Annotated in this window: 23 protein-coding genes; 11 read left to right on the top strand and 12 right to left on the bottom strand. The window is 69.6% G+C overall.

Annotation, left to right across the window (positions count from 1 at the left end; genetic code table 11):
• Window positions 1-28 precede the first annotated feature (28 nt).
• Together ASG37_RS02795 and ASG37_RS02790 are read right to left on the bottom strand one after the other, a co-directional pair.
• A complete protein-coding gene (locus tag ASG37_RS02795) occupies window positions 29-1,390 on the bottom strand; it encodes a cryptochrome/photolyase family protein (RefSeq protein WP_055755855.1) in 1,362 nt (453 codons plus the stop codon).
• Window positions 1,391-1,399: 9 nt separating this feature from the next.
• Complete coding sequence (locus ASG37_RS02790; RefSeq protein WP_055755852.1) at window positions 1,400-2,308, bottom strand: histone deacetylase; 909 nt, start codon at window positions 2,306-2,308, stop codon at window positions 1,400-1,402.
• A 39-nt stretch (window positions 2,309-2,347) separates the two neighbouring features.
• Between ASG37_RS02790 and ASG37_RS02785 the strand changes: the two genes are divergently transcribed.
• From ASG37_RS02785 to ASG37_RS02745, 9 genes are all read left to right on the top strand, one after another.
• On the top strand, window positions 2,348-3,349 hold the full coding sequence (locus tag ASG37_RS02785) for an alpha/beta hydrolase (RefSeq protein ID WP_055755850.1): 1,002 nt from the start codon (window positions 2,348-2,350) through the stop codon (window positions 3,347-3,349).
• A 10-nt stretch (window positions 3,350-3,359) separates the two neighbouring features.
• Window positions 3,360-3,839 (top strand): RNA pyrophosphohydrolase, encoded by a 480-nt coding sequence (locus ASG37_RS02780; RefSeq protein WP_055755848.1) that lies wholly within the window; start codon window positions 3,360-3,362, stop codon window positions 3,837-3,839.
• Between the two features lie 65 nt (window positions 3,840-3,904).
• Complete coding sequence (locus tag ASG37_RS02775) at window positions 3,905-4,801, top strand: YdiY family protein (RefSeq protein WP_055755846.1); 897 nt, start codon at window positions 3,905-3,907, stop codon at window positions 4,799-4,801.
• A 20-nt stretch (window positions 4,802-4,821) separates the two neighbouring features.
• Entirely contained in the window at window positions 4,822-6,030 is a 1,209-nt protein-coding gene (locus ASG37_RS02770) for a hydrolase (RefSeq protein ID WP_055755844.1), read from the top strand.
• Complete coding sequence (locus ASG37_RS02765; protein ID WP_055755843.1) at window positions 6,027-7,037, top strand: arginine N-succinyltransferase; 1,011 nt, start codon at window positions 6,027-6,029, stop codon at window positions 7,035-7,037. Before ASG37_RS02770 ends, ASG37_RS02765 begins: the two co-directional genes overlap by 4 nt.
• 1 nt (window position 7,038) lies before the next feature.
• The gene (locus ASG37_RS02760; RefSeq protein ID WP_055755841.1) at window positions 7,039-8,295 is read left to right on the top strand and encodes an N-succinylarginine dihydrolase; all 1,257 of its coding nucleotides are present in this window, start codon (window positions 7,039-7,041) and stop codon (window positions 8,293-8,295) included.
• A gap of 66 nt (window positions 8,296-8,361) precedes the next feature.
• Window positions 8,362-8,583 (top strand): hypothetical protein, encoded by a 222-nt coding sequence (locus ASG37_RS02755; RefSeq protein ID WP_055755839.1) that lies wholly within the window; start codon window positions 8,362-8,364, stop codon window positions 8,581-8,583.
• Window positions 8,584-8,592: 9 nt separating this feature from the next.
• Complete coding sequence (locus tag ASG37_RS02750) at window positions 8,593-9,390, top strand: TrmH family RNA methyltransferase (protein ID WP_055755837.1); 798 nt, start codon at window positions 8,593-8,595, stop codon at window positions 9,388-9,390.
• A 31-nt stretch (window positions 9,391-9,421) separates the two neighbouring features.
• Window positions 9,422-10,351, top strand: a complete 930-nt coding sequence (locus ASG37_RS02745) for an arginase family protein (protein WP_055755835.1) — start codon at window positions 9,422-9,424, stop codon at window positions 10,349-10,351.
• Window positions 10,352-10,499: 148 nt separating this feature from the next.
• Here the strand turns inward: ASG37_RS02745 and ASG37_RS02740 are convergent, their stop codons facing one another.
• The 3 genes from ASG37_RS02740 to recR all read right to left on the bottom strand — a co-directional run bounded on the left by ASG37_RS02740 (window position 10,500) and on the right by recR (window position 13,206).
• On the bottom strand, window positions 10,500-11,894 hold the full coding sequence (locus ASG37_RS02740; protein ID WP_055755833.1) for a DNA recombination protein RmuC: 1,395 nt from the start codon (window positions 11,892-11,894) through the stop codon (window positions 10,500-10,502).
• Between the two features lie 159 nt (window positions 11,895-12,053).
• A complete protein-coding gene (def, locus tag ASG37_RS02735) occupies window positions 12,054-12,578 on the bottom strand; it encodes a peptide deformylase (protein WP_055755831.1) in 525 nt (174 codons plus the stop codon).
• A gap of 31 nt (window positions 12,579-12,609) precedes the next feature.
• On the bottom strand, window positions 12,610-13,206 hold the full coding sequence (recR, locus tag ASG37_RS02730) for a recombination mediator RecR (RefSeq protein WP_055755829.1): 597 nt from the start codon (window positions 13,204-13,206) through the stop codon (window positions 12,610-12,612).
• A 54-nt stretch (window positions 13,207-13,260) separates the two neighbouring features.
• Here recR and fmt point away from each other — a divergent pair, with 54 nt between their 5' ends.
• Window positions 13,261-14,172 (top strand): methionyl-tRNA formyltransferase, encoded by a 912-nt coding sequence (gene fmt / locus ASG37_RS02725; RefSeq protein ID WP_055755826.1) that lies wholly within the window; start codon window positions 13,261-13,263, stop codon window positions 14,170-14,172.
• Window positions 14,169-14,912 (top strand): tRNA pseudouridine(38-40) synthase TruA, encoded by a 744-nt coding sequence (gene truA / locus ASG37_RS02720; protein ID WP_055755824.1) that lies wholly within the window; start codon window positions 14,169-14,171, stop codon window positions 14,910-14,912. Before fmt ends, truA begins: the two co-directional genes overlap by 4 nt.
• On the opposite strand, the gene ASG37_RS02715 is transcribed toward truA, so the two are convergent.
• From ASG37_RS02715 to ASG37_RS02685, 7 genes are all read right to left on the bottom strand, one after another.
• Entirely contained in the window at window positions 14,887-16,116 is a 1,230-nt protein-coding gene (locus tag ASG37_RS02715) for a class I SAM-dependent RNA methyltransferase (protein WP_055755822.1), read from the bottom strand. The two genes, truA and ASG37_RS02715, sit on opposite strands and share 26 nt — an antisense overlap.
• Entirely contained in the window at window positions 16,107-17,504 is a 1,398-nt protein-coding gene (locus ASG37_RS02710) for an NAD(P)H-hydrate dehydratase (RefSeq protein WP_321163601.1), read from the bottom strand. The genes ASG37_RS02715 and ASG37_RS02710 overlap by 10 nt, the downstream gene beginning before the upstream one ends.
• Complete coding sequence (locus ASG37_RS02705) at window positions 17,501-17,896, bottom strand: hypothetical protein (protein WP_055755820.1); 396 nt, start codon at window positions 17,894-17,896, stop codon at window positions 17,501-17,503. The genes ASG37_RS02710 and ASG37_RS02705 overlap by 4 nt, the downstream gene beginning before the upstream one ends.
• Window positions 17,883-19,604 (bottom strand): dihydroxy-acid dehydratase, encoded by a 1,722-nt coding sequence (ilvD, locus tag ASG37_RS02700; RefSeq protein WP_055755818.1) that lies wholly within the window; start codon window positions 19,602-19,604, stop codon window positions 17,883-17,885. Before ilvD ends, ASG37_RS02705 begins: the two co-directional genes overlap by 14 nt.
• Before the next feature lie 10 nt (window positions 19,605-19,614).
• Window positions 19,615-20,340, bottom strand: coding sequence for an N-formylglutamate amidohydrolase (locus ASG37_RS02695; RefSeq protein ID WP_055755817.1), 726 nt, complete (start codon window positions 20,338-20,340; stop codon window positions 19,615-19,617).
• A gap of 157 nt (window positions 20,341-20,497) precedes the next feature.
• Window positions 20,498-21,325: a 4-(cytidine 5'-diphospho)-2-C-methyl-D-erythritol kinase gene (locus ASG37_RS02690; RefSeq protein ID WP_055755815.1), complete on the bottom strand. Its 828-nt coding sequence runs from the start codon at window positions 21,323-21,325 to the stop codon at window positions 20,498-20,500.
• 14 nt (window positions 21,326-21,339) lie between these two features.
• Window positions 21,340-22,893 (bottom strand): tetratricopeptide repeat protein, encoded by a 1,554-nt coding sequence (locus ASG37_RS02685; protein ID WP_055755813.1) that lies wholly within the window; start codon window positions 22,891-22,893, stop codon window positions 21,340-21,342.
• Between the last annotated feature and the right edge of the window lie 12 nt (window positions 22,894-22,905).

Raw genomic sequence — 22,905 nt, 5'->3', positions numbered from 1 at the left:
CACGGCATGCGACCGTCGGCAAGTAGGATCAGACGCCTTTCGCCGCCGCCAGCGCGCGTTCGCGTGCCTCGCGGTGGTCGATCCGCTTTTCGGGATAGTCCTTCGGGCGGCATCCGGCGGCGTCGGGATCGTGGATTTGCGCGTCGGACAGATGTTTCAGTTCGGGCACCCAGCGGCGGATATAGCCGGCGGCGTCGAATTTTTCGGACTGGGTCAGCGGGGCCATGATCCGCCCGAACATGTTCGAATCGACCCCGGTGCCCGCGACCCATTGCCAGTTGACCGCATTGTTGCCGTAGTCGGCATCGACCAGACAGTCCCAGTACCAGCGCTCGCCCTCGCGCCAGTCGATCAGCAGATGCTTGATGAGGAACGAGGCGGCGATCATCCGCACCCGGTTGTGCATCCAGCCGACCTGCCACAATTGCCGCATGCCGGCGTCGACGATCGGATAGCCGGTGCGCCCTTCCTGCCACGCCTTGAGGTCGCGCTTCGCGGCGGCGCCGGTGCGCCATGGCATCGCGTCGTAGCGGGGGCGGCCGTTGGCGTCGGCATAGTCGGGCATCGACAGGATGACGCCGCTGGCGAAGTCGCGCCACGCCAGTTCCTTGCGGAAGGTCGTCAGGCTGTCACCCGACCCGTCGAGCGCGGCCCAGACCTGGCGCGGAGAAATCTCGCCATGGTGGAGGTGGGGCGACAGGTTGGAGCTGCCGTCGATCGAGGGCAGGTTGCGGGCGGTGTCGTAGTCGTCGACCCGGTCCTCGAACGATTTGAGCGCGGCGTGCGCGCCGTCCTCGCCGGGGGTCCATGCCTTGAACGCAGTCGACCAGTCGGGCTTGGTCGGCAGCAGGGTCCAGTCGGCGAGCTTGTCCGACTTCGGCCATTTGGGCGGCGCGGGAATGCTGCGGGGCGCTGCGACCGGATCGTCGGGCGGCAGCATCCGGTTGAGCGCCTTCCAGAACGACGAATAGATTTTGAACATCCCGCCCGACCCGGTGGTGACGCTTTCGGGCGGGCGCAGGTGGTTGCCGTCGTGGAGCGTCAGCCGGTCGCCGAGCGCGTCCTGTGCCTTGACCCACCATGGTTCGTAGTGGCGCATCGCGTGGATTTCGCCCGCGCCGGTTTCGTGCAGGAGCACCTGCAATTCCTTCACCGCGTCGCCGCGCCGCAGGATCAGGCGCGAGCCTTTGTCGCGCAGCGCCTTGTCGAGCGCGGTCAGGCTGTGGTGCAGCCACCAGCGTTGCGCGCCGCCGATGCGCCAGTCGCCCGGTGCATCGTCGTCGAGGACATAGACCGGGATCACCGCCCCGGCGTGGGCGGCGGCGACGAGCGCGGGGTGGTCACGCAGGCGGAGGTCCTGGCGGAGCCAGAGCAGGACGGAATCGGTCATCGAGCGACGTTACGCCTGCGCAGCGACCCCGGTTCCCTCCGCCACCGCGACGATCGACGCGATATGGCGATGCGCTACTTCGAGGAGGTCGCCGTAGCCACCACCCAGCGCACTGGCGATCGGCAGTCCCTTCGCGCGCGCCAGCCGCCCCATCCAGCGGTCGCGCTCGATCAGGCCGCCTTGCGTGAGCGCCAGCCGCCCGAGCCGGTCGCCGGCGAACGGATCGACCCCCGCCTGATACAGCAGCAGCGACGGCGCGAACGAATCGATCAGCGGCACCAATGTCGCCTCCAGCGTCGCCAGATATTCGTCGTCGCCCACCCCGTCGGGCAGGCCCACGTCGAGCGTCGAGCGGGCTTTCCGCGCCGGAAAATTCTTTTCGGCATGGATCGAATAGGTCGCGAGGCCATGCCGCCCGGCGAGCAGCGAGGCGGTGCCGTCGCCCTGATGCACGTCGACATCGACCACCAGGACCCGCTTGCACGTCCCCTCCTCGACCAGCCGGTGGGCGGCGATGGCGAGGTCGTTGAACACGCAATAGCCCGCCCCGGTATCGGCCAGGGCATGGTGGCTGCCCCCGGCGGTGTTGGCGGCATAGCCGCGATCGATCGCCACCCGCGCGGCGGCATAGGTGCCGCCAGGCACCGCCTGCGCGCGCAACGCCATCGGCGGGGTGACGGCGAAACCGATCCGCCGTTCCTTGACCGGGGGCACCCGCGCCTCGATCACCTCGGCGACATAGTCGTCGTCATGCACCGCCTCGATCCACGCGCGCGGCATGGGCGGGCCTTCGTGCCATTCCACCCGGTCGCCCAGATCGATGAGCAGGTCACGGACGAGGCCGTTCTTGCCCCAGCGATAGCGGCTGCCGGGCGGCGCTTCGGCGACATAGTCGGGGTGGTGGACGACGGGGATCACGCTGCATAGGTAGGGGGCAAGCCCCGCGCCGCAACGCGCATGGTCCACAGGAGACGCCGTTTGTCCGATCCGTATGTCCGGCCCGATGTGCGGGTGTTCCTCGACTATCTGGCGCGCGTGCCGGGGCCACGGATGCACGAACTCGATGCCCCGGCGGCGCGGGCGCAGTATCTGGCGATGAAGGACGTCGCCGATCTGGGCGTCGGCGATCTGGCGGTGATGCGTGACGTGGCCATTCCGGTGGCTGGCGGTACGATCGGCGCGCGGGTGTTCGACACCTGCGAGGACCGGGTCGCCGGGCCGGTGGTCGTCTTCTATCACGGTGGTGGCTTCGTGATCGGCGATGTCGCGACCCATGCCGGCTTCTGCGCCGAAATGGCGCGCACGCTCGACCTGCCGGTGGTGTCGGTCGCCTATCGCCTCGCCCCCGAACATCCGTGGCCGACCGCGCCCGACGATGCCGAGGCGGCGGCGCGGTGGGTGGCCGACGCGCCGCCCGAACTGGGGCTGAAGGTCGCATCGCTGGTGCTGGCCGGCGACAGCGCGGGCGGCAAGCTGACCATCACCACCGCGATGGCCCTGCGCGACGCACCCGCCGCCGTACCGGTGATCGCGCAATTTCCGATCTATCCGGCGGCGGACTTCTCGCAAGCCTATCCGTCGTTCGAGCAGTTCGCCGATGGCTATCTGCTGACCCGCGAGGGATTGCAGTATTTCGCCGACGCCTATCGATCGGACCCGTCGCAGGTGCGCGGGTCGCCGCTGCTGGGCGATTGTCACGACCTGCCGCGCGCGCTGGTGCTGACCGCGAGCCTCGACCCGATCCGCGATCAGGGGCGGGCCTATGCCGCGAAGCTGGCGCAGGCGGGCGTGGCCGTCAATTTCCGCGAGGCGCGGGGCAATATCCATGGGTTCGTGACGCTGCGCCGCGCGATCCCCTCCAGCGTCGGCGATGTCGCGGGCGCGCTGGCGGTGTTGAAGACGATCGTGACCGAGGCGGAGGCCGACCGGGTGATGGCGCAGGCGGCGGGCACGCGGTAAGGGAGCCGACATGGACAAGACTTCGCTCCCCTATCGCCCCTGCGCGGGCGTCATGCTGATGAACCGCGACGGACAGATCTTCGTCGGCCAGCGGCTCGATTCGACGCTGGAGGCGTGGCAGATGCCGCAGGGCGGTATCGATCCCGGTGAGGCACCCCTCGACGCCGCCGTGCGCGAATTGCGCGAGGAAACCGGGGTGGTCGCGACCAAGGTCCGGCTGATCGCCGAGGCGCCCGACGAGCTGTTCTACGACCTGCCCGACGATATGATCGGCCGCATCTGGAAGGGCAAATGGCGCGGCCAGCGCCAGCGCTGGTTCCTGTTCGCATTCGACGGTGAGGACGGCGACATCGACATCCAGACACCCGAGCCCGAGTTCCGCGCATGGCGCTGGGCCGACCCCGCCGACCTGCCGACGATGATCGTGCCGTTCAAGAAGACGCTGTACGAAGCGGTGATCGCTGCCTTTTCCCCGCACCTGCACCGGTGAGCCGCCCTTGAGACGCGACGGAGCGTTCACGCTGCGGCAAGCGGATCGGCTATAGCGGAGTGGCGATGCCCAACCCCCTGTTCCTGCTGCCGCTCGGCGCCTATTATGCGGACCTGCCGCCGGAACCCGATCTGCCGATCGAGATCCGCACGATGCTGGAAGAAGCGATGGCGTCGGGCAACGACGGCGACGTCGCCACCATCGTCAAATATGCGCGCAAGGCCGCGCCGAAACATTCGCAGAAGATCGCCGAACTGGCGTCGCATTATACGTCCGAACGCAGCGAAAAGAACGTCAAGCTGCTGCGCACCGCCTCGTTCGGCGCGCTGCTGAAAGGGCGGGCCGAGATCGGCGGCTGGATCAACGGCGGCAATTCGAACACGCTGGGCGTCACCGGCGTGCTCGACCTGTCACGCGAAGGCTATCGCTGGCGGCACAAGCTGAAGTTGCAGGCGGATTATCAGGAGACGAACAACCTCACCACCCGCGAACATTATCTCGCGGCGTTCGAACCGAACTACAAGGTCGACGACAGGCTCTACGTCTATGGCGCGGCGCAGTATGAATCGGACCAGTTCTTCGGCTATTATGACCGCTATTCGGCATCGGGCGGGGCGGGCTATACCGTGCTGGCGCGCGGGCCGATCACGCTCGACGTCGAACTGGGACCGGCGTTCCGCCATACGACCTTCACCGACGGCAATGTCGAGCGCAACCTTGCGGGGCGCGGGTCGGTCGATCTCGACTGGAAGCTGACCTCGGCGTTGACGCTGCGGCAGGACACCTCGGCCTATCTCCAGGCGGCGAACAGCACCGTCACCAGCCTGACCGCGATCGATGCCAAGTTGCTCGGGCCGCTGTCGGCGCGGTTTTCCTATAATATCCAGTATGAAAGCCTGCCCCCCGCCGGGCGGGTCAACGCCGACACCACCGGGCGGGCATCGCTGGTCTACGCCTTCTAGGCAGGCTACACCCCTCTTCCATGGAGAGAGTATCGTCTGACGAACGGCGGCTGATCGAGCATATCGACGGGCCTGCGATGCTGCGATCGGTCGAACGCTGGGTCGCGGTGAACAGCGGGACGCGCAACCTGCCGGGCCTCGCGACGATGGCTGGATTGCTGACCGATGCCTTCGCGATCCTGCCCGGCGAACTGACGCTGGTCGACCCCGCCCCGGTCGATGCGGTCGAGCCGGACGGGCGGGTGCGGGCGATCGAGCATGGCCGCCACCTGCTGCTGCGCGTTCGTCCGCAGGCGGCCTGCCGGATGTTGTTCACCGGGCATATGGACACGGTGTACGGCGTCGATCATCCGTTTCAGGAGGCGCGCTACAGCGAACCCGCCGTGCTGAATGGTCCCGGTGCGGCGGACATGAAGGGCGGGCTGGCGGTGCTGCTCGCCGCGCTGGGCGCGATCGAGCGGGGCGGGCCGCCAACGGACTTCGGTTATGACGTGGTCGTCAATTCCGACGAGGAAACCGGGTCGTTCGCCTCCGCCGCGCTGATCGAGGCCCATGCGGTGGGCAAGGTCGCCGCCTTCACCTATGAACCGGCGCTGCCCGACGGGACGCTGGCCGGCGCGCGCGGCGGCACCGGCAATTTCTCGCTGACCGTCACCGGGCGCAGCGCGCATGCCGGGCGCAACCCGGAGGAGGGTCGCAACGCGGTGGTCGCCGCCGCCGATCTCGCGCTGCGACTGGCGGCGGAGGGCGGCCCCGGCCTCGCGGTCAATCCCGCACGGATCGATGGCGGCGGGCCGAACAACGTCGTGCCCGACCATGCAGTGCTGCGCGTCAACTTCCGCCCGAAGGCCGCCGCCGACATCGCCCGCGCCGACGCGGCGATCGACCGCATCATCGCCGAGGTCGCGGAAGAGCGCGACGTCGCCATTTCCCGCCACGGTAGCTTCAACCGGCCGCCCAAACCGATCGACCGCGAGGCGGCGAAGCTGTTCGCGCTGGTGCAGGCGACGGGTAGCGACCTGAGCATCCCGATAGCGTGGCGCGACACCGGCGGGGTGTGCGACGGCAACAACATCGCCGCGCAAGGGGTGGCGGTGATCGACACCATGGGCGTGCGCGGTGGCGCGATCCATTCGCCGGACGAATATATGATCGTCGACAGCCTGGCCGAACGTGCCGCGCTGTCGGCGGTCGCCATATCGCGCATCGCGCGCAAGGGGGGCCTGTGACGTTCCGCATCCGTGCCGCGCGCCAAGACGATCTGAAATATCTCTACGAAATGGCCAAGCTGACCGGCGGCGGCTTCACCAACCTGCCGCCCGATCGCAACGCGCTGATCGCCAAGCTGGAACGCAGCGCGCTTGCCTTTGCCCATGACGAGGACGAACCCCGCGACGAGGCATTCGTGCTGGTGCTGGAGAATATCGACACCGGCGAGGTACGCGGCACGTCGCAGATTTTCACCAAGGTCGGGCAGCGCTGGCCGTTCTATTCCTATCGCGTCGCCACGCTGACCAAGCACAGCGAGGCGCTGGGCCGCACGTTCCGCGCCGAAATCCTCAACCTCGTCAACGATCTGGAAGGATCGAGCGAGGTCGGCGGGCTGTTCCTCCATCCCGGCGAGCGCGCCGGCGGGCTGGGGCTGCTGCTCGCCCGCTCGCGCTATCTGTTCATCGCCCGCCACCGCGCGCGCTTCGCCGACCGGGTGCTGGCGGAATTGCGCGGGATCATCGACGAGGCGGGGGGATCGCCGTTCTGGGACGGGGTCGCAGGGAGGTTCTTCGGCATGAGTTTTCAGGATGCCGACCAGTTCAACGCCATCCACGGCAACCAGTTCATCGCCGACCTGATGCCGCGCCACCCGGTCTATATCGCGATGCTGCCCGAAGCGGCGCGCGGCGTCATCGGCCTGCCGCACCCGACCGGGCGCGCGGCGATGCGGATGCTGGAGAACGAGGGCTTCGCCTATGAGAAATACGTCGACATCTTCGACGGCGGCCCGTCGATGACCGCGCGGACCGACCAGATCGCGACGGTGCGCGACCGGCGCGAGGGCAAGGTCGTGGAGATCGCGGGCGGCGGCACGCCGTCGATCCTGTCGACCGGGCGGCTGGGCGACTTTCGCGCCTGTCTGGGCGAAGTGACGCTGCGGGGCGACGGCATCGCGATCGACCCGCAAGCCGCCCGCGCGCTCGGCGTCGAGGTCGGCGCGACCCTGCATCATGTGGAGCGATAGGATGCTGCGCGAGATCAACTTCGACGGCATCATCGGGCCGAGCCACAATTATGCGGGGCTGAGCCACGGCAACCTCGCCGCGACGCGCAACGCGGGCGAAGTCTCCCGCCCTCGCGCCGCCGCGTTGCAGGGGGTGGCGAAGATGCGCGCCAACCTCGCGCTGGGGCTGACGCAGGGCATATTGCTGCCCCATGCCCGGCCCGACCGGCGCTGGCTGGAGGCGCTGTCGATCGATTATGCCGATGCCACGCCGGAGTTGCAGGCGCAGGCGTTATCGGCGTCGGCGATGTGGGCGGCCAATGCCGCGACCGTCTCGCCCGCGCCCGATTGCGGCGACGGGCGCTGCCACCTGTCGGTCGCCAATCTGGTGACGATGCCGCATCGCAGCCACGAATGGCCGCAGACGCTGGCGCAACTGCGCACCGCCTTCGCCGATCCGGCGTTCGCGGTCCACAGCCCGGTTCCCGCCCCGTTCGGTGACGAGGGCGCGGCCAACCACATGCGGCTGTGCTACACCCACGATGCGCCGGGCGTCGAGGTGTTCGTCTATGGCGTGGGCGGCGGCCCCTTCCCGGCCCGCCAGCACCGTGTTGCCAGCGAAGCCACCGCGCGGACCCACCGGCTCGACCCCGCCCGCACATTGTTCGTCCGCCAGTCCGATGCGGCGATCGCCGCCGGTGCGTTCCACAACGATGTCGTCGCGGTCGCCAACGAGCGTGTGCTGTTTGTGCACCAGCAGGCGTTCGAGGACCGCGACGGTTTTTTCGCCGACCTGCGCGCGGCGATGCCGTCGGTCGAGATCGTCGAGGTGCCCGCCGCGCGCGTCTCGCTGGCGGACGCCATCGCCTCCTACCTGTTCAACGCGCAACTGGTGACGTTGCCCGGCGGCGAGGGCATGGCGCTGATCCTGCCCGCCGAGGCGCGCGACACGCCGTCGGTCTGGGCATGGCTGACCGAACTGGTCGCGGGCAACGGGCCGATCCGGCGGCTGGAGGTCGTCGACGTGCGCGAATCGATGGCCAATGGCGGCGGCCCCGCCTGTCTGCGGCTGCGCGTCGTCGCCGATCCGGCGAACATCGATCCGCGCTTTATAGTCGACGAGGCGAAGCTCGACCGGATCGCGGCGGTCATCGAGGCATACTGGCCCGAACGCATCGCGCCGGGCGACATCGGCGATCCGGCGCTGATCGAAAGGATCGAGGCAGCGCGGATCGCGCTGTACGAAGCACTCGACCTTGTCGGGTTAATTGACATTTAACCATGTTGCCGACCGTCGAAATGGCGGGTATCTGCGGATGGTACAGGATTTGCAGAGGGGTGAATCATGCTCGACCGCCTCAAAAGCCTGTTCACCATCAAGTCCAAGTTCGAGGCGTTCCTCGTCATCTATGGCCTTGCGGTCGGCGCGGTCGAACGCGGGCTGCATTATGTCCAGCTCTATCCCGGCATCGGCGGCTGGCTGTTGTTCGCGGTGTGCCCGATCGCGGTGTTCATGGCCGGCGCGCGCATTCTCGATTCGATCGACGCGGAACAGGCTTTGCGCTAACCGGCGCCCATGCCGCGTGAAATCACCGCCTATTCCAACCCGATCGTCAAGGCTGCCCGCCTGCTCCGCGAGAAGCGCCACCGCCGCGAACAGCGCCGGTTTCTGGCCGAGGGGCTGCGCATCCTCACCGAAGCGCGCGAGACCGGCTGGCTCCCCGCCGAACTCTTCTATGCCAGCGACGAGAAGCACCCGCTGCTCGAAACGCTGATCGAGGAAACCGAGGCGGCGGGCGGGATCGCCATCGCCACCACCGTCGACATCCTCTCCAAATTGTCGGGCAAGGACAATCCGGGGGCGGTCGTCGGCGTGTACGACGAATTCTCGACCGCGCTGACCGCGATCGACCGGCGCAACGCCTCGTTGTGGCTGGTGGTCGAACGGTTGCGCGATCCGGGCAACCTCGGCACCATCCTGCGCACGGCGGATGCGACCGGCGCGGGCGGGCTGATCCTGATCGACGAGTGCGTCGACCCGTTCTCGGTCGAGGCGGTGCGCGCCAGCATGGGGGCGATCTTCACCGTCGCGGTGGCGCGGGCCGACTGGGCGACCTTCCGCGACTGGCTGCGCGCCGGTCCGGGGATGCTGGTGGGATTGAGCCTCGATACCGACCATGACTATCGCGCGGCGAGCTATGGCGACCCCACGTTCCTGCTGACCGGCAACGAGGCGCAGGGGATGCCGCCGCACATGGCCGCCGAATGCGACCTGCTGGTCAAGCTGCCGATGCTGGGCCGCGCCGACAGCCTGAACGCGGCGGTGGCCACGGCGGTGATGGCCTATACCGTGCTGGGACAGCATCGCCCCTGAACCTTTGGGCAAGCGGTGCATTGCATGCGCCATGACCCGTCCGACCTTCGCCGCCCTGCCCGCCGCCGACCTCGATACGCTGGAGCGCCCCAGCGTCGTGGTGTTCGGCGCGAGCGAGGCGACCCCCTACAACAGCGCCGACCCCAGCCATTCGGCCGACGCCCCGGCGGCGATCCGCAGCGCATCGCTGGGGTTCGCGCGGCAATTGTCGCAGATCGATTTCGATCTGGGCTTCACCCCCTTTCCCGACCCGGACGATTTTCGCCGCGCCTGCGACGCGGGCGATGTCGCGACGATGCCCGAGGATGCGGCCGGCAACCGCGAGCGGATCACCGCCGCGACCCGCGCCGTGCTGACGGCGGGCGGGGTGCCGATCGTGCTGGGTGGCGATGATTCGGTGCCGATCCCGGTCGCCGCCGGCTTCGCCGATGCCGGACCGCTGACCGTCGTGCAGATCGACGCGCATGTCGACTGGGGCGATGTGATCCTGAACGAGCCGAACGGCTATGGCTCGCCGATGCGGCGGCTGGCCGAGATGGATCATGTGACGGACATGGTGCAGATCGGCATCCGCGGGCTGGGCAGCGGCGGCGCGTGGCAGATCGACGATGCGCGGGCATGGGGCAGCCGGATCGTCACCGCCTATGACCTGATCCGCCACGGTATCGACGAGGCGATCGACCAGGTGCCGGCGGGCGGGCGCTATCTGGTGTCGATCGATTGCGACGGGATCGACCCGGCGGCGTTTCCGGCGGTGGCGATGCCGACACCGGGCGGGTTGCGTTATGAGGAGGTCGTGCTGCTGCTGCGCGCGCTGGCCGAACGCGGCACGATCGCCGGGCTGGTGCTGGCCGAATATGTCCCTGCGCGCGACGATCCGCAGCGGCTGTGCGCGCTGATCGCGGCTCGGATCGCGGCGGTGACGATCGGGCTGGTGCTGGGCGCGGCGGAAGAAGGGTGACGCCGGTCACCTCTCGCCTCCCTTCCCTGACAAGGGAGGGGTTGGGGGTGGGTAGGCCCGCGAGGGAAGGTTGTTCTGCCACAACCACCCAACCCACCCCCGACCCCTCCCTTCTCAGGTAGGGGAGGAAAAACGCGAGTTGGCCGCTCTACTCCGCCCGCGCTTCCTCCGCCTCGGCGATCGCCACCGCCAGCTTGGTAAGCGGGCGCGGCGACTGTTCGACGATCGGCAGCGGGTCGATCGACTTGCCGCCGGTGTCGACGTTCAGCGTCTCGAACCGCTTGGCCGAGGTCATAACCTGCGATTCGAGGCTGCCGACGAAGGCGTTGTAGGCGGTGTTCGCCCCTTCTAGATTCTTGCCGAGCCGCGCGATATGCTCGCCCATCTTGGCGAGGCGGGCGTGGAGTTCGCGCCCCAACTGCCCGATCTGCCGCGCCTCACCCGCCAGATTCTCCTGCCGCCACACCGCCGCGACGGTGCGGGCGATGGCGATCAGGTTGGTCGGCGTGGCGATCAGCACCCGGCGGTCGAACGCATAGTCCCACAGGTCTGGCGCATGCTCCAGCGCGGCGGCGAGGAAATGCTCGCCGGGGACGAACATCACGACATAGTCGGGCGTATCCTCGAACTGCGCCTGATAGCTCTTGGCACCGAGCGCGTTCACATGGTTCTTCATCGACGCGACATGCGCGGTCATGAACGCGGCGCGCTCGCCCTCGTCGACCGCGCCATGCGCGTCCTGATAGGCGTTCAACGACACCTTGGCATCGATGACGAGGCTCTTGCCGCCGGGCACCTTGACGATCGCATCGGGGCGCAATCGCCCTTCGCCGTGATCCACCGATACTTCCATCTGGAAATCGGTGTGTTCGGCCAGCCCGCATGTTTCCAGCACGTTGCGGAGCTGCTGTTCGCCCCACCGGCCCCGCGCCTTGGGGGCGGAGCGCAGCGCGTTGACCAGCTTGGCCGCCTCGCTCTTGACCGATTCCTGGCCGATGCGCATCGCATCCATCAGGCCCTTCAAGGTGCCATAGGCTTCCTGCCGCTCGCCCTCGACCTTGCCGATGCTCGCCTCATAGCGCTTGAGCGTCGCCTCGACCGGGGCCAGCAGCGCTTTCAGCTTCATCTCGTTGGTGTCGCCGGCCTGTGCGAAGCGTTCGTTGGCGCGGGTCAGGAACGCGCGCTGCGCGCCGTCGAGCATCACCTGCGCCGTCTCGCGGAACTGCGCCGCCATCGCCTCGCGCGCGTCCTTGAATTCGGTCAGCCGCTGTTCGAACGCGGCGGCATTGGCTTTCAGCGCGGCATGATCGATCAGCAGCGCGTCGCGATCAGCGCGGATCTCGCCCAGTTCCTCGCGCAGTGCCGGTACTTCCTTCGCCCGCTCGGTCGCCAGCGCCAGATCGGCGATCGCCGCCTTGAAATCATTCTCGCGCCGGTCGCGATCCTCGCGCAGTTGCTGCGCCTGTCGGCTGCCCGCCAGCCAGCCGATGGCAAGCCCGGCCAGCAGGACGGCAATGACGACGAGCAACAATACGGGGTCCATGCGATACTCCGGGTGGAACGGACGGGGAACCTACCCGCCCACCGTCCGACCGACAAGGTGACGGGAGTTCGGTTCGTCGCTTCGGGCGCACTTACCCACGGCGTCACCCCGGCGAAGGCCGGGGTGACGTTGATGATCGGTGGCGCAGATGAACCGGCGTTACGCCGCCTTGCGCGCCTTGTTCAGTTTCTTGATGACCATGTCGCGCTTCAGCCGCGACAGGTGGTCGATGAACAGCACGCCGTTCAGATGGTCCATCTCGTGCTGGAGGCACGTCGCCATCAGCCCGTCGAGCCATTCGTCGTGGGTCGCGCCATGCTGGTCGGTCCATGTCACGCGGCACCGTTCGGGGCGGACGACATCGGCGAACTGTTCGGGGATCGACAGGCAGCCTTCCTGATAGACCGACTGTTCCTCCGACGTCTCGACGATCTCGGGGTTCACGAACGCATGGGGGGCCTTGACCGGCTTGCCCTCCTCGTCCTGCTCTTCCTGCAGGTCGATCACCAGCACGCGCCACGGCACCGCGACCTGGATCGCGGCAAGGCCGATGCCCGGCGCGTCGTACATCGTCTCGAACATGTCGGCGATGAGCGTCCTGACCTCGTCGGTAAGCCCCTCGACGGGTTCGGAGACGAGGCGGAGGCGGGGATCGGGAATCTCGATGATCGGAAGAATAGCCATGACCGCCTAGCTACTAGCATATCCCATGCCGTCAAGCGACCGGGCGACGCGCGCGCAGCGCCTGCGCCAGCGTGCCTTCATCCAGATAATCGAGTTCGCCGCCGACCGGCAGGCCGTGGGCGAGCTGGGTCAGGCGCACCGGATATTTTTCGATCCGCTCGGCGATGTAATGCGCCGTCGTCTGTCCCTCCAGCGTGGCGTTCATCGCCAGCACGACCTCGTCGATCCCACCCGCCGCGACCCGCGCGACCAGCGCGTCGATCGACAGGTCGTCGGGCCGCACGCCTTCCAGCGCCGACAGCCGCCCGCCCAGCACATGGAACCGGCCGGGGAACAGCCGCGAGCGATCGAGCGCCCACAGGTCGGCGACCTCCTCGACGACGCACAGCGACCGGTCGTCGCGCCGGGGATCGGTGCAGACCGCGCACGGATCGGTCGTGTCGACGTTGCCACAGGTCGAACAGGTCGCCAGCCGCCGCGCCACCCGGTCGAGCGCGACCAGCAGCGGATCGAGCGCCGTCTCGCGCTTCTTGACCAGATGCAGCACCGCGCGCCGCGCCGAACGGGGACCGAGCCCGGGAAGCCGGGACAGCGCCTGGGTCAGCGCATCGATTTCGGGAGAAGCCATCGCTCCCAAGATAGGGGGTTGCAACCCCGAGCGCCACGGTGTCGAGAGGCGGTCATGCGGATCATCTTCATGGGCACGCCCGAGTTTGCGGTGCCGGTTTTTCAGGCGCTGGTCGATGCCGGCCATACTGTCGTCGCGGCCTATAGCCAGCCACCGCGCCGTGCCGGGCGGGGCAAGGCGCTGACCCCCTCGCCGGTCCAGCGGCTCGCCGAGCAGTTGGGCGTCGCGGTGCGGACCCCGGTCAGCCTGAAAGGAGCGGACGAACAGGCGGCGTTTGCGGCGCTGAACGCCGATGTCGCGGTGGTCGCCGCCTACGGTCTGTTGTTGCCGCGCGTGGTGCTCGACGCGCCGAGGCTCGGCTGTCTCAACGTCCATGGCTCGCTGCTGCCGCGCTGGCGCGGGGCCGCGCCGATCCAGCGCGCGATCCTTGCCGGCGACGAGGAAACCGGGGTCGGCATCATGCAGATGGCGGCCGGGATGGATACCGGGCCGGTCCGGCTGGAGGGTCGCACCCCGGTTGCCGGCAAGACCGCCGGCGATCTTGCAGAGGAGCTGAGCGCGATGGGCGCGCGGCTGATGCTCGATGTGCTGGCCGACCCCAACCGCTATCCCCCGGTCGACCAAGCGAGCGAGGGGATGACCCATGCGCCGAAGATCGACAAGGCCGAAGCGCGGCTGCGCTTCGACGGCAGCGCGGTGCAGGCCGAGCGGCAGGTACGCGCGTTCAACCCCGCCCCCGGCGCGTTCCTCGAAGTGAACGGCGAGCGGATCAAGGTGCTCTCCGCCCATGTCGATCCCGATACCGCCGGAGCCGAACCCGGCACCGTCGTCGGCGGCGCATTGGAGATCGCCTGTGGCGAGGGCGTGCTGATCCCGACCGTGGTCCAGCGCGCCGGACGCGGCGCGACCTCGTCCGAAGAGATGTTGCGAGGCTTCCCGATCCCGGTGGGCACGCGCATCGCATGACCCGGTTCGCATTGGTCGTCGAATATGACGGCCGCCCCTTCGTCGGCTGGCAACGGCAGAGCGAAGGCGCCAGCGTGCAGGGCGCGATCGAACGCGCGCTGCGGCAGATCACCGGGGAAGAAGCGACCGTCCACGCCGCCGGGCGTACCGACGCCGGGGTCCATGCCACCGCGATGCGGGCGCATACCGATGTCGCCAAGGCGATCGCGCCGTTCCGGCTGATGGAGGCGCTGAACGCCTGCCTCCGGCCCGATCCGGTGGCGATCCTCGATTGCCGGGTGGTCGCCGACGACTGGCACGCGCGTTTCTCGTGCCGGCGCCGTTCCTATGTCTATCGCATCGTCAACCGTCGTGCGCCGTTGACCCATACCCACGGCCTTGCATGGCGGGTGCCGCAGCCGATCGATATGGTGGCGATGGCGGCAGGCGCGGAACGGCTGGTCGGGCGGCACGACTTCACCACCTTCCGCTCGGCGCATTGCCAGGCGGACAGTCCGCTGCGCACGCTCGACCGGCTGGCGGTGACACAGGACGGCGACACGATCAGCATCCACGCCGCCGCGCGCTCGTTCCTGCATCATCAGGTGCGATCGATGGTCGGCTGCCTCGCGCTGGTCGGGCAGGGTCGCCGCACCCCCGACGACCTTGCCGCGATCCTCGCCGCGCGCGACCGTTCGGCGCTGTGGCTGAACGCGCCGCCCGACGGGCTGTTCTTTACCGGCGCGGACTATCCGGGGTAACATCTTCGCGCACGAACCGCGCGACCAGTTCGACGTGCGTCGACCAGCGGAACTGCCCGACCGGCTGCACCCAGTCGAGCCGGTAGCCGCCTTCACACAACATTTTCGCATCGCGCGCGAAGCTGCTGGGATTGCACGAGATATAGGCGATGATCGGCGCCTTTGCCTGCGCCAGCGTCGTCGCCTGCTCGCGTGCGCCGGCGCGTGGCGGATCGAGGATGATCGCGTCGAACCGCTCGGCCTCCGCCGGGGTCAGCGGGCGGCGGAACAGGTCGCGATGGTCGGCGGCGACCACCCGCCCCGCGCGGCCGGCGGCGGCCTTTAACGCGGTGATCGCCTCGCGTCCCGCCTCGCCGGCATAGACCCGCGTCCGCGCCGGGCGGGTGAAGGTGAACGTGCCGAGCCCGGCGAACAGATCGGCGACGATCGCCGCGCTGCCGATCGCCGCATCGACCGCCGCGACCAGCGCCGCCTCGCCGTCCGCCGTCGCTTGCAGGAAACTGCCCGCCGGGAACGGCACGGGCACGCCGCCCAGCGTGATCGTCACCGGCTCGGGCTCCCAGCGCGCCTCCGCGCCATAGCCGTCGTCGATCGACAGCCGCGCCAAGCCATGCTCCTGCGCAAACCGGGTCAGCCCCTCGGCCGCCGCCAGCCCATCGGCGATCGGCCCGGCGATCAGTACATCGACGCCCTGGTCGACCTGCGCCAGATGCACGTCGGCGCGCGATCGGTCCTTGAGCGCGGTCGCCAGCAACGTGCGGAGCGGCGCGACGACCGCGAACAGCGACGGCAACAGGATATGGCATTCGGCAAGGTCGACGATCCGGTGGCTGGCACCCTCGCTGAACCCCAGCGTCACCTGCCGCCCGCGCCGTTCGGCGTGAAGCGTTGCCCGCCGCCGGGTGCGCGGCGGCGACAGCAGCGCCGGGCGGACGGTGGCGGACAGCCCCTGTCCCGTCAGCGCGCCCTGCACCCGGTCGGCAACGAACGCGGCTTCGGATTCGACGTCGAGGTGCTGCAACTGGCATCCGCCGCAGCCCGGAAAATGGCGGCACGGCGGCACCTGCCGATGCGGGCCGGCGATCAGCGTGCCGTCGCCGAGCAAGCGGTCGCCGGGCGCGGCCAGTGGCGCGTGGCGGCCATCGGCAGTCACCCCGTCGCCCTTCGCCGCGACGCGGACGATCACGTCGCCGTCTAGCGACATTCGGAAATCGCCGCCGGCAGATGGTCGATCAGCGCATCGGCGACGAACGCCGGCCCGGCGAGGCGCGCGGCACGGCCATGCAGCCACACCGCCTGTTCGGCCGCCGCCGCCTGCCCCGGCCGCAGTCGCGCGGCGAGGATACCGGCGAGCACGTCGCCCGTCCCCGCCGTCGACAGCCACGACGACGCACCCGCCGCAACGACGGCTCGGCCATCAGGCGTGGCGATCACCGTCTCGGGTCCCTTGTGGACGATCGTCGCCCGTGCCGCTTTGGCAGCAGCTATCGTCGTTTCAAGCTTGTTGCCCGATCGTTCTGGAAACATAGGCGAAAACTCTCCGGCATGCGGTGTCAGCCATGTCGGCCCGCGTCGCTGCGCGATCCGGCCGACCCCGTCGCTGCCCAGCAGCGACAGCGCATCGCCGTCAAGCACCAGCGGCGCGCTACTCGCCATCGCCGCATCGATCAACCGCCATGCCGCCGCATCGCGACCCAGCCCCGGCCCGACGAGCAACGCCGCCAGCCGATCGTCATCCACCAGTTCGGCCAGCGCCGCGTCGCTGTTCACCAAGCGATGGACCAGTGCATCGGGTCCGCCCGGCGTCCCTTCTCCGGCAAGGACGACATAGCCCGCCCCGGCCGACAAGGCCGCCCGCGCCGCCAGTCGGGCGGCCCCCGGCATCGCCCCGCCCAGCACGGCGACCAGCCCGCGACGATATTTATGCGCGTCGGGTTCCGGCACGGCGATGACCGGCCGGGCGATGGTGCGGATCGCGTCGGGCAGGTCGATGCCCAGATCGGCCAGCACCACCGTCCCGCACCGCGCCAGATCGGCGCTGTGAACCGGTTTGAGCGCGCCGAGCGCCACCGTGACATCGGCGCGCGCCGCACCGGGCAGGTCCTGCCGCGCATCGGCGTCGCATCCGCTCGGCACGTCGATCGCCACGACCGTTTCGGCCGCCGCGATCAGCGCGGCGAGCGGCGCGGCGACCTCCGCCACCAGCGGCCGGTTGAGCCCGGTGCCGAACAGTCCGTCGACCACCACCGCGCGCGGCGGCGGCTCGGCCAGCGGCGTCGTGCCACCGCGCCAGCGTGCCCGCATCCGCGCCGCGCTGCCCTCGTTGCTGCCGGGCAGCGCCGCGACGCTCACGTCATGACCCCATTGGTGCAACAGCCGGGCGACGACGAAGGCATCGCCGCCATTGTTCCCCGGCCCCGCCAGCACCAGCACGTCGCGCCCCATCGCCACGCGCTGCACCATCTGCGCCACCGCAAGACCGGCGCGTTCCATCAGATCGTCCTGATCGACCCCGGCGGCAAAGGCGGCCGCCTCGGCGTCGCGCATCGCCGCCGCCGACAGAATCGGCGCGGCGGACGGCAGCGGGTTCACCGCTTCGCCACCGGTCCGACCGTGGCGGGCAGGAGATAGCGCGCGCCGCCGATCGCGACCTCGATCCGGTCCTTGCCCAATATGGCGACCTTTGCCGCTTCCGATCCGTCCGCCGCCACCACGCCGCGACCGTCGCGGGTGATGAGCAGGCGGTGGAATGCCCCGTCGCGCTGGTGGACGGTCAGCACCGTACCCTCGGTCGAGGCGGTCTGTTCGATCGTGCAGTCCCGCGCGAACGGCGCATCCGCACCGGGAGAACATTCGATCAGCCCGCTTTCCTCGGCCGCCGCGCGTTGTTCGGCCTCGACATTGGCGAGGACGCCGGTGTCGGCCGTACCGCCGCCGCACCCGCCAAGCAGCAGGGCGACGGCAAGACCGTTAAATATCCGCATAGACATGACGTTCGGCTTTCGCCCCCGGGTGCGTCACCGCCCCCTGCCAGGCGGGACCGACCGTCGTCGAGTAGCGCCAGAGCGCGCCCGATTGATAGTCGTTGACGCGCGGTTGCCAGCGCGAGCGCCGCTCCGCCAGCACATCGGCGGCGACGTCGAGGTCGATCGTCCCCGCCTCGGCGTCGATGGTGATGATGTCGCCATCCTCGACCAGCGCGATCGGTCCGCCTTCGGCCGCTTCCGGTCCGACATGGCCGATACAGAAACCGCGCGTCGCGCCCGAGAAACGCCCGTCGGTGATGAGCGCGACGCTCTCGCCCATACCGAGGCCATAGAGCGCGGCGGTGGTCGACAGCATCTCGCGCATGCCAGGGCCGCCCTTCGGCCCTTCGTAGCGGATCACCAGCACGCTGCCTTCGGTGATGCTGCGCGCCTCGACGGCGGCAAAGGCATCCTCCTCGCAATCGAACACACGCGCGGTGCCGGTGAACTGCAACCGCTTCATCCCCGCGACCTTCACGATCGCGCCGTTCGGGGCCAACGTGCCGCGCAAGCCGACGACGCCACCGGTCGGCGACAGCGGCGTCTTCACGTCGTAGATCACCTTTTGATCGGGGTTCCACGTCACTTCGTCGATGTTCTCGCCCAGCGTCTTGCCGGTAACGGTCATGCAGTTGCCGTCGAGCAGGTCGTTGGTCAGCATCGTCTTCATGAGCATGTAGACGCCGCCGGCCTCGTACATATCCTTGGCGACATATTTGCCGCCGGGCTTGAGGTCCGCGACGTAGGGCGTTGATTTAAAAGCCTCGGCCACGTCGAACAGGTCGAAATCGATCCCCGCCTCGCTCGCCATCGCCGGCAGGTGCAGCGCCGCGTTGGTCGAGCCGCCGGTCGCCGCCACCACGCGCGCGGCGTTGATGAAGGCGGCGCGCGTCGCGATGTCGCGCGGGCGCAGGTTGAGGCGGACCAGCTCCATCACCTGTTTGCCCGCCGCGACCGCGATTTCTTCGCGGCTGCGATAGGGGGCGGGGGTCATGTTCGAATTGGGCAGCGACAGGCCGATCGCCTCGCCGACGCAGGCCATGGTGTTGGCGGTGAACTGGCCGCCGCACGCACCGTGCCCCGGACAGGCGACCTTTTCGAGCGCGGTCAGATCGTGCAGCGGGCACGTGCCGGCCGCATAGCGCCCCACCGCCTCGAACACGTCGACGACGGTCACGTCGCGATCCTCGAACCGGCCGGGCAGGATCGATCCGCCATAGACGAAGATCGACGGCACGTTCAGCCGCAGCATCGCCATCATCATGCCGGGCAGCGACTTGTCGCAGCCGGCGAAGCCGACCAGCGCGTCATAGCAATGGCCGCGCACCGACAGCTCGACCGAATCGGCGATCACCTCGCGGCTGACCAGCGAGGATTTCATCCCCTGATGGCCCATCGCGATGCCGTCGGTTACGGTGATGGTGTTGAACCGGCGCGGCATGCCGCCGCCTGCGACCACGCCGGCGCGCGCGGCATCGGCCTGGAAATCGAGCGTCGTGTTGCATGGCGCGCTGTCGTTGCCGGCGGAGGCAAGCGCGACGAACGGCTTGGCAATATCCTCTTCGGCGATGCCCATCGCGTAATAATAGGAGCGATGCGGCGCGCGTTCGGGGCCGACGGACACATGGCGGCTCGGCAGCCGCGACTTGTCGAAGTTCTGGGTCATGGGCGACAGCCTATGTCGCCAAGCCCCCTTCGAGCGCAAGAGAATTACGGACGCGCGCGACCATCCGCGCGAGCAGATCGCACCAGCGCGCCACCCCGGCGGCGTCGGCGATCAGGTCGTTGCGCACCTCGACTGAGAGCGATGCGATGCCCTGCGCCACGGCATGGCGGTTGAGCGTCGCGTTCAGCCGCCGGCCGGAATAGGGTTCGTTGTCGCCGGTGACGATACCCTCGCCGCGCAGGAAGGCCAGCGCCGGCCGCGCCGCGCGATCGTCGCGGCCATAGAGGATACCTGCTTCCCACGGCCGCGGACCGCCGCCGGTTTCGAGGCGCGGCGTGAAGCTGTGAATCGCCACGATCAGACGCGGCCGGTCGCGACGCACCGCTGAGCGGATCGCGCGATGATAGGGCGCGTGGAATCTGGCGATGCGATCGACCCGGTCGGCGCCGACGTTGCCCGGAATCGCATGGCCATCGGACACCACCGGGATCAGCCCGGGATGATCGCTCTCGCGGTGAAGATCGATGACGAGGCGCGAGACGGTGCCGAGGATCGCCGGCGCGTCCAGCCGTTCGGCCAGCGCGCGGGTCAGCGCGTCGGTGCCGAGATCGACCCCGACGTGCAGCGTGAGCAGGTACGGCGGAATGGCGATGTCGTCGGGCACGCCGGCCCCGGCATGGTCCGCCAGCAGCAACAGGCTGCGGTCGCCGCCATCGATCGTCGCGGCGACCGTCATGCGCTGTGCCCGACAGGGCGGACGGCGTCTGACGAGGCCGTCCACGGACGTCCCGCTCCTGGCGTCTGATCCGCGCGGAACTCCCAGCAAGGATCGGGCCAGATGCTCCACCCTGCGGGGCGACGCGGGGGCCGTCCCGGATCGATACAGATCGCTGTCACGCGAGTGCCGTTTCGAGACACCACCACCCCGGCTGCGCGGCGGCGACCGTGGCAGCGGCGGCCCGGCAGTCGGCGACGTCGGCGAACAGCGCGAAGCAGGTCGCCCCCGATCCCGACATCCGCGCCAGCGTGACCCCCGGCTGCGCCTCCAGCAGCGCCAGCACCACATCGATCGCCGGGGCCAGCGCCCGTGCGGGCGCTTCGAGGTCGTTGCGCCCGGCCAGCGCGATCGTCAGTACGTCGCCGTGCGCCAGCGCTCCGCGATCCACCCGGTCCCAGCCGGCGAACACCGCCGCCGTCGACACTGCGACGCCGGGGTTCACCAGCAGCACCGGCCAATGCGGTGCCTCGATCGGCTCCAGCCGCTCACCGCGTCCGCGCCCGATCATCGTCCGCCCGACCAGACAGGCCGGCACGTCCGACCCGAGCGCGGCGGCGATGGTCATCAACCGGGGATCGTCCGCCGCTACGCCTGCCCCACGCGCCATCGCCCGCAGCGTCGCGGCGGCATCGGCCGATCCGCCGCCGATGCCCGAGGCGACCGGCAGATGCTTGTCGAGCGTGATCGCAAAGGGGGCACCCTCGCCGAACACCGCGCGAAACGCATCGCGCGCGCGGGTGACGAGATTATCGCCCTCCCCCGCCAGCCCCGCGCCGAACGGCCCGGTGATCGCGAACGAATCGACGTCAGCGGGGGCGATCGTCACCCGGTCGCCATCGGCTACGAACGCGAACAGCGTTTCCAGCTCGTGATAGCCATCGTCGCGCCGGGCGCGGACGTGCAGGGCGAGGTTCAGCTTGGCGGGGGCCGGTTCGACGATCATCGCCCCCGCGCTTGCTACGAAGCCGGGCCGTTCGCAACCTTGTTCGCCAGCCGCCCGGCATCCGCCCCACTCGCCGACACCGCCGCCGCGCGCCACGCATAGCGCGCCTCATAGCGCCGCCCGGCCGCCCAATACAGGTCGCCCAAATGCTCGTTGATCTCGACATCGTCGGGCGCCTGCCGCGCCGCGCCCTCGATCAGCGGCAGCGCGCCTACCAGATCGCCCTGCCGGAACTTCGCCCAGCCGAGCGAATCGGCAATCGCCGGGTCCTTGGGCGACAGGGCGTGCGCGCGCTCCAACATCGCCGTCGCCTTGCGCACGTCGCCACCATGTTCGATGTCGGCATAGCCCAGATAGTTGAGCGCCGCCGGCTCGTCGGGCCCCAGTTCGACCGCGCGCGCCAGCATCGGCCGCGCCGCCGCCCAGTCGCCCGCCTGATCGAGCGCCGCGCCGCGTTGCAGGTACAGCGTCCATTCCGCCCCCGCCCCGGCGCGCTCGATCGTCGCGGCATAGGCGGCCGCTGCCTCTCGTGGCTGGCCGGTGTCGAGCAGCAGGTCGGCATATTGCCGCTGCGCCGCGATATTGGTGGGCTGGGTCGCCGCCTGCACTCGCGCCAGTTGCGTCGCCGCCGCCGCGTCGCCACCGCGTTGCAGCAGGGCGATGCGCAGCGCCACCGCGCTGGGGTTGAACGCATCATCGGGCGGGATCACCGACAGTTCGGCCAGCGCCGCCCTGCTCGCCCCTTCGCGCGCCAGCGAATCCGCCAGCGCGAGGCGCGCGCGGTGATAGCCCGGATCGAGCACCAGCGCGGCGCGCGCCAGCAGGATCGCCAGCGGTTCGGTCCCCTCCGCCGACAGGTCGCCCGCCATGCGCGCATAGAGCCGCGACACGCCGAAGCGCGCATCGCCCTTCTCGCCCCGCCCGATCGTCGCGGCGGCGCGCGCCAGCACCGGATCGTTACCCGCCAGCAACGCTTGCGCCGCATCGCGCTCTCCGGCATTGGCCAGCAGTTGCGCAGCGTTGAACCGCAGGTCGAGATTGCGGCCGTCGCTGCCGAGCAAGGAGCGCACCGCCGCCGCGCCCTGTGTCACCGTTCGCCGGTCGGCCAGCAGCAGCAGCGCCCGGTTCTCGGCGCCATAGCGCCGCGCGATCGCCCCGCCGCTCGCCTCGGCCTCCGCCGGCGTCGCCGCGCCGGTCCATGCCGCCATCATGGGGGCGAGGAACGCGATCGGCGTTCCCTGCAACCGCGCCAGCGCCGCGCGCTGCCCGGCGGCATCACGCGCGACAAGCGCATCGGCGAAGGCCAGCAGTTCGATGTCGGCCGGCGCGACATCGGCGGCGCGCAGCACCGCGCCCGCCCGCCGCGCCAGCGACAGATCGCCGCTCGCCAGCCCCTCGCGCAGCGCGCGCACCGCGATGACCGGATCGCCCGGCTGCGCGGCGAGCGCGGCGGCATAGCCCGCCGCCGCCACGCCCACCTGTCCGGCATCATCGGCCGCGCGGGCGCGGACATAGGCCGCCAGCGCGCCGTCGGCGTTGCCGCGCGGCACATCGGCATAGGCCGGCACCGCCGCGAGTGC

Origin of the sequence: Sphingomonas sp. Leaf407 (assembly GCF_001425385.1) — a bacterium.
Classification (GTDB): domain Bacteria; phylum Pseudomonadota; class Alphaproteobacteria; order Sphingomonadales; family Sphingomonadaceae; genus Sphingomonas.
The sequence above is the reverse complement of the archived record's forward strand: the minus strand, read 5'-3'. Positions and strand labels throughout refer to the sequence as shown.

Coding starts and splice junctions, on each gene's coding strand:
- ASG37_RS02795 (WP_055755855.1), bottom strand. CDS start 1,390: ATGACCGATTCCGTCCTGCTCTGGCTCCGCCAGGACCTCCGCCTGCGT.
- ASG37_RS02785 (WP_055755850.1), top strand. CDS start 2,348: ATGGTCCACAGGAGACGCCGTTTGTCCGATCCGTATGTCCGGCCCGAT.
- ASG37_RS02780 (WP_055755848.1), top strand. CDS start 3,360: ATGGACAAGACTTCGCTCCCCTATCGCCCCTGCGCGGGCGTCATGCTG.
- ASG37_RS02775 (WP_055755846.1), top strand. CDS start 3,905: ATGCCCAACCCCCTGTTCCTGCTGCCGCTCGGCGCCTATTATGCGGAC.
- ASG37_RS02770 (WP_055755844.1), top strand. CDS start 4,822: ATGGAGAGAGTATCGTCTGACGAACGGCGGCTGATCGAGCATATCGAC.
- ASG37_RS02760 (WP_055755841.1), top strand. CDS start 7,039: ATGCTGCGCGAGATCAACTTCGACGGCATCATCGGGCCGAGCCACAAT.
- ASG37_RS02755 (WP_055755839.1), top strand. CDS start 8,362: ATGCTCGACCGCCTCAAAAGCCTGTTCACCATCAAGTCCAAGTTCGAG.
- ASG37_RS02750 (WP_055755837.1), top strand. CDS start 8,593: ATGCCGCGTGAAATCACCGCCTATTCCAACCCGATCGTCAAGGCTGCC.
- ASG37_RS02745 (WP_055755835.1), top strand. CDS start 9,422: ATGACCCGTCCGACCTTCGCCGCCCTGCCCGCCGCCGACCTCGATACG.
- ASG37_RS02740 (WP_055755833.1), bottom strand. CDS start 11,894: ATGGACCCCGTATTGTTGCTCGTCGTCATTGCCGTCCTGCTGGCCGGG.
- def (WP_055755831.1), bottom strand. CDS start 12,578: ATGGCTATTCTTCCGATCATCGAGATTCCCGATCCCCGCCTCCGCCTC.
- recR (WP_055755829.1), bottom strand. CDS start 13,206: ATGGCTTCTCCCGAAATCGATGCGCTGACCCAGGCGCTGTCCCGGCTT.
- fmt (WP_055755826.1), top strand. CDS start 13,261: ATGCGGATCATCTTCATGGGCACGCCCGAGTTTGCGGTGCCGGTTTTT.
- truA (WP_055755824.1), top strand. CDS start 14,169: ATGACCCGGTTCGCATTGGTCGTCGAATATGACGGCCGCCCCTTCGTC.
- ASG37_RS02715 (WP_055755822.1), bottom strand. CDS start 16,116: ATGTCGCTAGACGGCGACGTGATCGTCCGCGTCGCGGCGAAGGGCGAC.
- ASG37_RS02705 (WP_055755820.1), bottom strand. CDS start 17,896: ATGCGGATATTTAACGGTCTTGCCGTCGCCCTGCTGCTTGGCGGGTGC.
- ilvD (WP_055755818.1), bottom strand. CDS start 19,604: ATGACCCAGAACTTCGACAAGTCGCGGCTGCCGAGCCGCCATGTGTCC.
- ASG37_RS02695 (WP_055755817.1), bottom strand. CDS start 20,340: ATGACGGTCGCCGCGACGATCGATGGCGGCGACCGCAGCCTGTTGCTG.
- ASG37_RS02690 (WP_055755815.1), bottom strand. CDS start 21,325: ATGATCGTCGAACCGGCCCCCGCCAAGCTGAACCTCGCCCTGCACGTC.